This is a genomic window from Acinetobacter sp. ANC_7512, assembly GCF_056779935.1.
In genome coordinates, this window is record NZ_JBWYIX010000008.1 from 89252 (window position 1) to 101512 (window position 12261).

A 12261-nucleotide genomic window follows, 5' to 3' on the forward strand; every position below is an offset into this window, starting at 1 on the left:
TTTTGGTTGATTCTTGTGATTACTCTAAATTTACAAAAAAAACGATTGCGTATTCTTCTTGCTACCTTAGTCATTGGGGTGGCATCTTGTGAAAAACAACCAGAGTCTACGACACAAAACTCAGGGCAGTCTGCCCAAGTTAAAAACGCTGATGTGTTACCATACTTAAATGATGACGCGTTTCAATTTGAAATAAAGAGCGAAAATTGCACAAAATCGGTCTGCGAAAAAATTGAAATTTTAAGTCTAAAAACAGCAGATCAGTGGGTCAATCAACAACTTAACAACCATTTGGCTTTTGTGATTCAAGATCAAATCAATGAAAAAGAAAAATTGAGTTTGGATCAATCCATCGAAACCTATATAAGTCGATCTGAATCATGGATGAAGGAGTTTTCACTGAATCAGCCTTATGAGTTGGATATACTGACGCAAGTCGCCACCCAACGAAATCAATATGTGTTGATCCAATTCATTGTTAACACAAAACAAGCTGAAGTGATCGTTAAAGATCGTGGTTACTTTATGGTATTGGATCGAAAGCAGAAAAAAGTTTTACAGTTGCAGGATGTGATTCAAAAGAACCAAATAAATGATTTTGAAAGAATACTTCAAGTGTCCTATCAAAAATGGTTAAAGGCCCAGAGTGGTGAAGTGAGAAGTATCGCTCCAGTGAATCTCAGCTGGCAAAATCAGGAATGGTTCTTTGATGGTGAAGGGATTGGTGTTCATATTCGTGCGAACGAAATAGTCAAAGGTGGTGAGCAATTGGATATCTATTTGAATCATGCTCAAACCAAGCAGGTGGTTGTACCGCAGATCTTTCAAAAGATGTTTTGAAATATTACAAATATTGTAATGTAGCATATACAATTGCAGTTAAACCCATACAAACGAAGCTTGAGCTATCAATTTCATCGGGTTAGGCTTAAATCAATGATAAATGACCGTTTCTCCTCAAGGTTGTGAGATGTTAAAAAATAAAATAGTTTGGACTGTATCTGTACTTACTGCCGCAATTACGCTGAGCGCATGTCAGCCAAAAGGGGACGGGCCTAAAGAGTCACCTGACACTCAAACTCAAGCAGCATCGGAAGTTCAGATACTCGTGCTTCAGGGTGAAACTGAAAAAGTGCCTGTTCGGTTGGTAGAATGTGATGGTAACAATTGTCCAGAAATTTCAATTGATCGATTGAGAACGAATCAATTTGTGTTAGATGGCTTAATTGATCAAGCGATTATCAAAAATTTACAAGAAACGCTAGAGTTGTTCGAACCTGAGCAGACGCTGTCTAAAGACAAAGATACTCAAGCCGCAAGTGAAGTTGTTGAATATAAAACTGCAGCGCAGTTACTTGCAGAGCAGATTCAGCCCTATATTGATAACTTTGTGGGTTTAGATAAAGAGTTAAAGCACTTGGGGGTTGGACATCAAATTAGTTTGAGTATTAGTCCTAAAATTTTAAATTCACAAGGACCACTTGCAACCGTCGTATTGAATACGAGTAACTATTTAGGAGGTGCACATGGTTCTTCTTCACAAACTTACTTTAATTTTGATTTGAAACAGCAGAAACAAGTGTCACTGGATCAAATTTTAGTGAAAGACCAAAAGAATAAATTAAATCAATTGGCCCATGAAGAATTTAAAAAATGGGTCATAGATTCGCAGTTAGCAGATAACGTTGAAGAGTATGAAGAGGCTTGGAAATTTAAACTCACTGATAACTATTATTTGGGTAAAAAGGGTTTAATTCTTCAATACGGTGAATATGAAATTGGTCCTTATGTGGTGGGTTTGCCAAGACTCACGATTCCTTATGAAAAGCTAGAGGGTGTGATTAAACCTGAAATGCTGGAAGCTGTTCATCCTGCGGTTCAAGTTGCTGTACCTCAAGCTGCAGGTGAAGCAAAATAACATGCCCATGCCACGTTTGTTTGATACGCATACGCACTTTGATGTAGAAGTTTTTGACTTCGATCGTGAGCAACTTGCGTATCAAGCTAAACAGAAGGGAGTGGATGCCCTTGTATTGATCGGGTTTCAACACCAACGCTTTCATACACTGATTGAAACACACCATTGGTTAAATGGTTTAGATCAAGCACCGAGGAGTTATCTCGCTCCTGGTCTACATCCTTTTTATATCGAACAACATCAGCCTCATCATCTAGACGATTTAAAAAAAATTCTTGAAGTACAACAATGCATCGCCGTTGGTGAAATTGGTTTAGATACTTTTCTCAAGCAACATAAGCAGTCGGAAGTTTTCGCTAAGCAACAGGATTTTTTTGCGCAACAACTCGATTTGGCTCAACAATTTAAGCTTCCTGTGCTGTTACATATTCGTAAATCTCATGCTGAAGTATTAAGACTGTTAAAAGCAAAGCAATTTGTTCAGGGAGGTATCGCCCACGCATTTAGTGGAGGGGTAGAAGAAGCAAAGGCATTTATTCAACTTGGATTTAAGTTAGGGGTCACGGGACAGATTACCAATCCCAATGCTAAAAAATTACACCAAATAGTTCAGTATGTTGGCATTGAACATCTGGTTATTGAAACAGACTGTCCTGATATGACGCCATTATGTTGTCAAGCTTCAACTGAACACCGTACCCGTAATACCCCACAGAATTTAATTTATGTTTTAGATGGTTTGGCACATAGTCTAAATACGAGAGTCGAAGACATTGCGCAACGTGTTTGGGAGAATAGTGTGTCTGCACTCAACTTAAAAAATGAACTGAAATTGTCGTGAGTTCAAAACTCTCTATTCCTCTGAAGTTTTGCTAAAATACGCCTTTTCCAAATAGTGTTAGAGCAATATGACTGACTTAGTTCATGATGATGAATATGAACGCCGTTTTACCGGTGTAGCCAAAATTTATGGCGAAGAAAATTTTCAGCATTATGAAAACAGTCATGTCATGGTGATCGGTATTGGCGGTGTTGGCTCTTGGGCTGTCGAAGCTTTGGCTAGAACAGGTTTGGGCGAGCTCACATTAGTGGATATGGATTCTGTTGCAGCATCAAATATTAATCGTCAGTTACCTGCGATGACATCAACATTAGGTCATGAAAAAATTGAAGTGATGGCAGAGCGTTGTCGCCAAATCAATCCACGTATAAAAATCAATTTAATTGATGATTATCTAACGCCTGAAAATGTAACGGAGATTTTGAGTTCAAATCCAGATGTTGTGTTGGATTGCATTGATGATGTCAAAGCAAAACTCGCATTGATGCTACATTGTCGTTTCAATAAAGTCCCCTTGATTGTATCTGGTGGTGCTGGTGGTAAGTTAGATCCACTCAAAATTCGGGTCGCAGATTTGTCAAAAACAGAATACGACCCGATGCTGGCAAAATTAAGAAGTCAGTTACGCTCAAAAGGTATCTGTAAAAAGCCGAAAGAGAAGTTCGGTATCACCTGTATTTATTCGGTGGATAATCCTTTTTCGAATGCTAATGTTTGTGCGAGTGCTGGGTTAAGATGTGGTGGTTATGGTTCAGCCGTGGTGGTGACATCAAGTTTTGCAATGGTAGCTGTGGCTGAAGTGTTAAAACGATTAGATTCGATTCAAGCAAAACAAGCCTAAAAGTGATTATCAAAAAAGGTCTCTATCAAGAGACCTTTTTACTGATGTTATTTGTTTATTCAGCATTGATTTTTAAGCTTTCTTGTTCAGCATGTCTTTGAATGGCTTGTTGCATACCGATTAAGGCATTTTCAATATCTTTTAATGTTTTCGCGTTACCGCCACTCAGGGCTTGACGCCATTTTCGTGCACCAGGAAGGTTTTGAAATAAGCCTAAAATATGACGTGTAATCACTGATAGTGGCGCACCATCAGCTAAACGTTTTGCAATATATGGCATCATTTCCTGCATGATCTCAAAACGGTCAGGTGCTGACAAATTCCATAATTGTCCTAGTTCAGCCAGTAGATAAGGATTGTGATAAGCCTCGCGACCAATCATGACACCATCCACATGTTGTAAGTGTTGTTGAGTTTCAGCAAATGTTTTGATCCCACCATTGATTTCGATCAATAGTTCTGGGCGATCTTGCTTTAAACGATAGACATCTTCATAACGTAAAGGCGGAATGTCACGATTCTCTTTTGGTGACAAACCTTGTAGTAAAGCAATGCGTGCATGCACGATAAAATTTTGACATCCCGTTTTTGCAACGGTATCGACAAAATGCAGCATCTCCTCATACGATTGCATATCATCGATGCCGATTCGGTGTTTTACCGTGACGGGAATATCAACTGCATTTTGCATTTCAGCAATACATTCAGCAACCAGCTCAGGCTCAGCCATGAGGCAAGCACCAATTTTATTGTTTTGAACACGATCACTAGGGCAACCAACATTTAAATTGATTTCATCATAGCCCCAATCTTGAGCCATTTTAGAACAGGTTGCGAGGTCTTTAGGATTTGATCCACCAAGCTGTAACACAATAGGGTGTTCTTCTTTGCTGTAATCTAAATGATGGGCTGCATCGCCAAATAAAATTGCGCCTGTGGTCACCATCTCGGTGTACATGATGATATTTGGATTGAATAGACGTGCAAAAAAGCGGTAATCACGGGTCGTCCAATCCATCATGGGTGCGACGGAAATTCGAGGCTGTAAGGATTGGATATCAGACATGGTGAAACCTAGATTTAGTAAATCGTGAAAAGCTCGGCATCTTACCATAATTTGGAAAATGGGTCATTGAAGCACAATTGAGATTTAAATAGGTTGAACATTCAAGGAATTCAATAACCTCTCATACCTTACCGAGTACACCTTGATTAATTTTACCTTACTAATCTAAACTTTAATGTTCATTTAAAGACAATATTCGCTCTTTAAGCCCTTTTAAAATAAACTTAGCTGCTTGAGTTTGACTCTGGATAAAACCATTAAATTTTGGCAAATCATCAGCTACATCTTGCACACGACGATGGTAAAAAATATGCATATTTTCAGGGGGAACTTGCGAGAAGTCTTTTAAGTTCCATTTAGGAATAAATACCAACTGATCTAATATTCCAAATTCAATAGAAGGAGACTGACATTGTTTGCATATCCCACGACGGATATTGGGTGGTGACTTCAAACGTTTAAAAGTAGTCTGTTTAATATTTAAATCACAAACATCTTGTTTCAAGAATACTAAAACATCTGAAAATGCCTTACCTGTATATTCTTGGCAAACTTGGCAGTGACAAATAAAATGTGCGATGGGTGCATGAGAAAAGCGAAAAGTATTTGCGCCACAAGAACAACTTGCATCAACATTGAAAGGCATGTGATTTAAATTTGACATAAAACCTCCTTGTTTAAGATTTATTCATAGATGAAATTAAAATTTTAAAGTTCGATTGAGTATCACGCAGGATGAATAAGGACTCTGATCAAGTTTGAGCCCCATAGTAAAAAAATCGCTGAGCACTTATGTCGTATAGATCCTAAAGATTATCTAAAGTGCACTGATAGCAGATCCGGTCTTTTTGGGGTCGACCAAAATTTTAGCGTGTTGTTCAGGATCACCTAAGGCCTGAAAAGCATCTTTGACTCCTGCAAGACCTACAACGCCCGTTATCAGAGGAGAACAATCAATTTGACCTTCAGCGATCATATGGAGCACATCTCTGAACTCAAGTGGCGTATAACCAATCACAAACTGGATTTCGATTTCTTTGTTTAAAGCCAAAGCGGGTTCGATACTGTCGGATTGCATACATACACCCACACCGATAATTTTAGAAAATAACGGCGCACCGTTAATAATCTGTTGAAGGATGCCTGGCATCCCGACACATTCAAAAATCACAGGACGTTTGGGTAAAGCACCTAATTTGTCAGCCACACGCCACGCATGCCACCATGGAATATGCATAGACTGAATCTTTTCAAAAATACCGATTCCATAGTTAATCGCTTCAGAAGCATCACCCAATAAACCGTATTCTTTCCAACTCTCAAAAGGCGATGATTGTTTAGGATCAATGACGACATCTGCGCCACAGAGTTGAGCCAGCCTACGGCGATTTGGTGAAAAGTCACTGGCAATAATTTTTTTCACACCAATCGCTTTGAGCATTAAAATGACACCTAAGCCTACTGGACCACAACCAATAACAATTGCGGGTTCTGATTTCTTTATTCTGCTCCGACGTACTGCATGTAAAGCTACCGCCATTGGCTCGGTCATTGCCGCAAGATCGGGATGTAATCCATTTGGCACCGCAAACATGAGTTGAGATTGCACCAAGATTTGTTCGGCATAACCACCAGAAGCTTGAGGGGAAAGACCAGTCGCTTGATAACCCCACTGATCAACTTTCAATAGTGGCATCGCACAAACTAAGGTATCTGTTTTAAATTTTTTTCTAGTTTTAGGACCATAATCTAGAATACGACCGCAAAATTCATGCCCCATGACAAAACGGTCTGTTGACTTTGCAACACCTTTTAGACCCACTTTAGCCGTAAGTTCATGCATGTGGTCACAACTATGTTGCATATGTAAATCACTGCCACAAATACCACATCGCACAACTTCTAATAAAGTTTGTCCTTGTGATGGTGTTAGATGGCTGACATCTTCAAGTGTTAATTCATTTTGATGACATACAACTGCTTTCATTCTTGTTCACGAATATTTTTTATAATGATAGTGAACAGTGTGTGTGATTACGCACAAGAGATACACAGCTTTAGAGGACTGAATGATGACTGCAGAGGCTAAATTATTGAAAAAGCCTCCATTTATAGAGGCTTAACATGCATATTTTATGAGTTAACTGAGTTGGGTTCGATGATAACGTTGATCCACTAGCGTGAATAGTGCCGTACAACTGACCAGGATTAATCCTACGATACACGCCATTGCCCATCCACCATGATCCCAAGCATAAATTCCTAGCGCGGAACCACTTGCGCCACCAATGAAATAGCTGGTCATATAAAGTGAATTTACACGAGATTTAGCATCCGGTCTTAAATTAAAAATCACATTCTGGTTGCTACTATGCACCAATGCTAGACCGAGATTCATCAGTCCAAAACCGATGATATAGCAACTTAAATAGAATGCACCTAAATAAAGGAATATCCAAGCGCTACCTAGGATTAAAATGCCAAACCAAGTGATTTGTTTGACGTAACCACGGTCGGCGATCTTACCAATTTTCTTGGTGGACAAGGCGCCAAATACGCCAACCAAAGTGACTAAACCCACCATGACATCTTCAAGAGAAAAAGAGGATTTAAGTAAAATAGAAATGGTGGAGAAGAGAATGCTCATCGTTGCAAATGCAAAGGCACCAATGATAGAGCGATAGATTAAACGAGGCTCTTCTTTAAGTAGCAGCCCCATGGATTTAAACACAGCAAAATAACTAATTTTAGAGCTAGGAATATAAGGCAGACGAATATTAAGTACCACAGCGACCATTAACATCAAAATTCCACTGACGATATAAATGAGCTGCCAATTAAATAAGTTGGATAACAAACCAGCTAAACTGGTCGAAATTAAAATGCCTACCAATAATCCGCTCATCAGTAACCCGACGACTTCGCCTGTTCGTTCTGGTCGAACCGCCATCGTGGCAAACGGAATCAAAATTTGTGCTGCAACCGAGAAAAGCCCAGTGATAATTGTGCCAGCCCATAACATATAAAGGTTGAGCGAAAAAGCACAAATAAATAATCCCACTGCTGCAAAGAACATTAAAAATGGGATTAATTTCGTTTTATTGAGAATATCACCAAGTGGTACGATAAAAAGTAGTCCGACAGCATAAGAGACTTGAGCCAAAGTAACAGTTAATGCCACATCTGTTGCAGGGGCATTAAAGTAAAGTTGAACAGAGTGAATTAAGGGCTGCGAATAATAATTAGCGCCTGCACAAATACCACAAGCAATGGCCATCAACCAAAGTAAAGCAGTGTCATTCGTGATGTCTTTTTTATTTAAATCGTCAAGATCGTTATACATGAATAAATGGCTCAGTGGATGAGGAGCAGTAAGCTGTGGCTTCGATTTCAATTTGCATGGCGTCTAATGCCAAGCGAGACACAGGGATTAGTGTGCATGCTGGGAAATTTTGATCTTTCCATATTGTATTCATTTTCAGATTTAACAGGTGATGTTTTTGTTGGTCAAAATTGACAATCAATACGCTTAGAACAGCAATGTTATAAAAGTCGATATGTGCATAGCTGAGAGCGATTTTGAGATTTTCGAAGACTTGGTTGAGTTGTTCTGAATAATCAGTGGAATAATGTCCTTCGGCATTTTCACCACCTTGACCTGATATATGAACGACTGTGTTGAAGTGTTTGACCTCACAGATGTGGCTATATGCAAATTGCCTTGGGGAATAAAGCTGAGGTGGATTTTTAGTTGTTAAACTAAATGGTGGCTTATTTGGTTTTGTCATTCTATCTTCTCTGGATTAAGCTTAGAAAAGAATTATGAAAGCTCAACTTAACTTGAGGTCAAGAGCATGGAAGAACAAAAATTACAACAGTGGCTCAGTATAGGCGCGTTAGCTGCTCGAAGTGGTGTATCGGTCGCAGCACTCAGATTTTATGAAGACAAAGCTCTTATTTGGAGTGTGCGGACGGAAGGAAATCAACGGCGATATCCACGATATATGCTGAGAAGGATTGCCATCATCAAAGTGGCACAGCAGGTTGGGATTTCACTCTCTGAAGTGAAGCAAGCATTTAACATACTCCCTAAGAATAAAACCGCGACTAAATCAGATTGGACCGCATTATCGAGTGCATGGCAAAAAATTTTAGATCAAAAAATCTTAAATATGCTTCAACTTCGTCAACAACTGGATTGGTGCATTGGTTGTGGGTGCTTATCTTTAACTGAATGCCCACTAAGAAATGAAAATGATCAAATGGGGTCTACATCGTCGGGTTCCCACTTTGTTCCACTCGACATTAAATTTGACGATGATCAAGGGAAAATAGAAATTCACTATGAAGACTAAGTTTCATCGTGAAGCATTATTTTGAAATTTGAACTGTGAGGTTAATGTTGTCTTTATTTCAGTTTAGTTTTGGAAAGCGTAATCATCATCACACCCAATATATTCAGTGCACAACCAAACCATTGAATCATATTCATTGATTCCCCTAAAAAGATAGTTGCCAATATAATGGTCAGAATTGGACCAAGTGAACCAATCATGGCTGTTTGAGAAGCACCTAAACGAGCAATACTTTGCGCAATGAGAATAGTTGGAATCACCGTTACCCCAATACCTAATGCAACACCATATCCGATTATTTCTATGGGTTGTTGAAGGATATTGGATATAGGACTTGGCTGAGCAATAAAGTAGTGAAGAATCGTCCCTAAGCAGGCGATAGACATTGCTAAGCCCGTAAAATTCCACGATCCAAATTTTTGGATTAATTTTGGAGTCATCAATAGATAACTCGCAAAGCAAATCGCGCTTGCGAAAACTAAACTCACACCTAGCCAAAAATTACTTTCATGAGGCACATTGCTTTGTTCTTGGAGCATCACTATAAGCGTGCCGCCATAACTTAGTCCAATCGCAAAAATAGTCTTCATTGAAAGAGGATGTTTGAAAATTACACTTGATGCAATTACTGTCATGGTGGGATATAGAAATAGGATAATACGCTCCAAAGAGGCACTGATGTACATCAGACTCATAAAATCGAGCCAACTTGAAAAATAATATCCAATCAAACCAGCAACGAGGAGTAGGGCCCAATCCTGCGCTGAAAATCCGCGATTACGGTGTCGGTTCAACCAACAAATAAAAAGAAAAACGGGTAAGGCACTGAGCATCCTTAAGGCAACCAGCAATGTTGCATCAACATCTTCAGAAACTGCATAAGCTTGTTTGATTAAGATCGCTTTACTACTAAACAAGAATGCTGCCAACAGCGCACATAAACTCCCTAACTGAGTGGGAGTCAGCTTAAGTACCATAAATGTTAAAAATCAATTTTTAAGTAATGGAAGTATAAGCCAATCTTCATTGTAAGCTCTAAAATTCAATCTCTAATTTTCGCTAAATCACCTACCTAGCGACATAAGGCGTTTTGATTTTTTGTTTAAATGCATCATTGTGGTGCGTAATATGAAAATAACAGTGGTCTATCAACCCAAAAAATACATCAAAAAAATATTTCAAATTTTTTTTGCACGGTTTGTAAGCATTCTTTTCAAGAATCAGTCAGCTTGTATTTCATGTTCAGCCAAAATTTAAGCTCAATTTTAAAACCAAGATTTATCTAAATTTTGTCTTATTTATAATTTTTAAGAATGTCGTGAGAATTTGAATCGATTAGTCTGATTTTTTGTCAATTCGGCAAATTGAGATTTATGAGAATGAAAGAAGCAACTAAAAATGTGACATGCACGGCGCTTTAACACAATCAAAAGGGATAAAAAGAAAGCTAAAAAATGTCAGAATGATCAAAGCTTAATAAAGTCAAGCTCCCTATACTGACGATAAATTAGAAAAAAGTTTCTTTTTTGTTAAAAAATGGATCGAAAATTGAACGAATCTGGAACTATTTTTTATGAAAATGATAGATCAAATACCATGAAATTTTGTGATGATTGTGAATCATGAGTTCAAAATGAGGGTATTTATTAAATAAATATTGGGTGGTAATTTAAAAAAGTTCAATTAGAATCCAAAAAATTCACATGAATACATCCAGGGGTATATCGCAGGAATGCGATATCTACTTTAAGAAAAATTAGCTTGAGGAATGCTCATGCAGATCGGAATCCCTACCGAAACTGTAGTTGGTGAAAGTCGTGTAGCTGCGACACCAGAAACAGTAAAGAAGTTAATTGGTGCTGGTCACAGTGTCGTTATCCAACGTAATGCAGGTGTTAAAGCTGCTTATATTGATAGTGCCTATGAACAGGTTGGTGCAAAAATTGTTGATGATGCTTATACCGGCAGTCAATTGGTTTTAAAAGTTCGCGCACCTAAAGGCGAAGAAATACAAAAATTAGCCCCAAACACCACAGTGGTTGCGATGTTTGATCCGTACCGTAATACGGAACTTGATCAATTCGCTGCTCAGCAAGTGTCTGCATTTGCACTTGAGTTATTACCACGTACGTTATCTCGTGCCCAAAATATGGACGTGTTGTCATCACAAGCAAACTTGGCAGGTTATAAATCTGTGCTTCTTGCGGCGGCAGAGTACCAACGTATGTTCCCAATGTTAATGACAGCGGCGGGTACGGTTAAACCAGCTCGTGTAGTCATTATGGGTGTTGGTGTAGCAGGCTTACAGGCGATTGCAACAGCCAAACGTTTAGGTGCTATTGTTGAAGCGACAGACTTACGTCCAACAGCCAAAGATCAAGTTGAATCTTTAGGCGGTAAATGGTTAGACGTACCAATGTCAGCAGAAGAGCAAGCGCGTGCCGATGAAGCTGCAAAAAATGGTTATGGTTGGATGCCTGGTGAACAATATATTAAAGACCAAGCTGCAATTGTAGACAAAGCGGTATCGAATGCTGACATCGTGATCACGACGGCGCTTTTACCAGGTCGTGATGCACCGCGCTTAATTAAAGCTGAAACAGTTGCCAAAATGAAACCAGGTTCAGTCATCCTCGATATGGCAGTTGAAACTGGCGGTAACGTTGAAGGCTCAAAATGCGGTGAAACTGTTGTGACTGATAATGGCGTGAAAATTTTGGGTATTCCAAATATTCCAGCGACCGTTTCTACAGAAGCTTCAGCGCTATATGCACGTAACGTTTATAACTTTGTTGAAACGCTTTTTGATCAAGATAAAAACTACAGCATTAATCAAGAAGATGAAATCCAAAAAGCATTGCTTGTCACTCATGGTGGTCAAGTGCTGTTGAAGCGTGGTTAAGGAGACTGATCATGGTTGAAACTATTACAATTTTTGTCCTCGCAATCTTCGTAGGTTATTACGTTGTTTGGGGAGTGACACCTGCGCTTCACACGCCACTGATGGCCGTAACGAATGCATTGTCTTCAATTATTATTGTCGGTGCGATGATCCAAACTGTTGGTCTACCTGTTATGGGTGTTGAGGGGGCTGTTGATTTTCAAACCATTAATGTGGTGAGTGTATTAGGTGCGATCGCTGTTTTCTTAGCAAGCATTAATATTTTCGGTGGCTTCGCTGTAACCGCTCGTATGCTTGAAATGTTTAAGCCAAAGCAAAAGAAAAAAGAGGGTTAATAC

General features: G+C 39.0%; 13 protein-coding genes. 7 read left to right on the forward strand and 6 right to left on the reverse strand.

The window, feature by feature from the left end; all coding sequences use genetic code 11:
• The first annotated feature begins 15 nt into the window (after positions 1-15).
• The 4 genes from AC1M9H_RS09095 to AC1M9H_RS09110 all read left to right on the forward strand — a co-directional run bounded on the left by AC1M9H_RS09095 (position 16) and on the right by AC1M9H_RS09110 (position 3600).
• A complete protein-coding gene (locus AC1M9H_RS09095; RefSeq protein ID WP_481613237.1) occupies positions 16-840 on the forward strand; it encodes a hypothetical protein in 825 nt (274 codons plus the stop codon).
• Positions 841-970: 130 nt separating this feature from the next.
• A complete protein-coding gene (locus tag AC1M9H_RS09100) occupies positions 971-1918 on the forward strand; it encodes an RsiV family protein (protein ID WP_481613238.1) in 948 nt (315 codons plus the stop codon).
• Positions 1919-1925: 7 nt separating this feature from the next.
• Positions 1926-2759, forward strand: a complete 834-nt coding sequence (locus AC1M9H_RS09105) for a TatD family hydrolase (protein WP_481607846.1) — start codon at positions 1926-1928, stop codon at positions 2757-2759.
• Positions 2760-2826: 67 nt separating this feature from the next.
• Positions 2827-3600 carry a tRNA threonylcarbamoyladenosine dehydratase gene (locus AC1M9H_RS09110; RefSeq protein WP_481613239.1) on the forward strand — a complete coding sequence of 258 codons (774 nt, stop codon included), beginning with the start codon at positions 2827-2829 and terminating at the stop codon, positions 3598-3600.
• A gap of 55 nt (positions 3601-3655) precedes the next feature.
• Here the strand turns inward: AC1M9H_RS09110 and dusA are convergent, their stop codons facing one another.
• From dusA to AC1M9H_RS09135, 5 genes are all read right to left on the reverse strand, one after another.
• Complete coding sequence (dusA, locus tag AC1M9H_RS09115) at positions 3656-4666, reverse strand: tRNA dihydrouridine(20/20a) synthase DusA (protein WP_481613240.1); 1011 nt, start codon at positions 4664-4666, stop codon at positions 3656-3658.
• 172 nt (positions 4667-4838) lie between these two features.
• Entirely contained in the window at positions 4839-5330 is a 492-nt protein-coding gene (locus AC1M9H_RS09120) for a GFA family protein (protein WP_481613241.1), read from the reverse strand.
• Between the two features lie 153 nt (positions 5331-5483).
• Positions 5484-6653: a zinc-binding dehydrogenase gene (locus AC1M9H_RS09125; protein WP_481613242.1), complete on the reverse strand. Its 1170-nt coding sequence runs from the start codon at positions 6651-6653 to the stop codon at positions 5484-5486.
• Positions 6654-6806: 153 nt separating this feature from the next.
• Positions 6807-8009: an MFS transporter gene (locus tag AC1M9H_RS09130; RefSeq protein WP_035265309.1), complete on the reverse strand. Its 1203-nt coding sequence runs from the start codon at positions 8007-8009 to the stop codon at positions 6807-6809.
• On the reverse strand, positions 8002-8454 hold the full coding sequence (locus tag AC1M9H_RS09135) for a RidA family protein (RefSeq protein WP_481613243.1): 453 nt from the start codon (positions 8452-8454) through the stop codon (positions 8002-8004). The genes AC1M9H_RS09130 and AC1M9H_RS09135 overlap by 8 nt, the downstream gene beginning before the upstream one ends.
• A 66-nt stretch (positions 8455-8520) precedes the next feature.
• On the opposite strand from AC1M9H_RS09135, the gene soxR reads away from it, so the two are divergent.
• Positions 8521-9021, forward strand: a complete 501-nt coding sequence (soxR, locus tag AC1M9H_RS09140) for a redox-sensitive transcriptional activator SoxR (RefSeq protein ID WP_035265311.1) — start codon at positions 8521-8523, stop codon at positions 9019-9021.
• A gap of 53 nt (positions 9022-9074) precedes the next feature.
• Here the strand turns inward: soxR and AC1M9H_RS09145 are convergent, their stop codons facing one another.
• The gene (locus AC1M9H_RS09145; protein WP_481587564.1) at positions 9075-9998 is read right to left on the reverse strand and encodes a DMT family transporter; all 924 of its coding nucleotides are present in this window, start codon (positions 9996-9998) and stop codon (positions 9075-9077) included.
• A 797-nt stretch (positions 9999-10795) separates the two neighbouring features.
• Here AC1M9H_RS09145 and AC1M9H_RS09150 point away from each other — a divergent pair.
• Entirely contained in the window at positions 10796-11923 is a 1128-nt protein-coding gene (locus AC1M9H_RS09150) for a Re/Si-specific NAD(P)(+) transhydrogenase subunit alpha (protein ID WP_035265315.1), read from the forward strand.
• Positions 11924-11934: 11 nt separating this feature from the next.
• Positions 11935-12258, forward strand: coding sequence for a proton-translocating transhydrogenase family protein (locus tag AC1M9H_RS09155; RefSeq protein ID WP_035265316.1), 324 nt, complete (start codon positions 11935-11937; stop codon positions 12256-12258).
• The last annotated feature ends 3 nt before the right edge of the window (positions 12259-12261 follow it).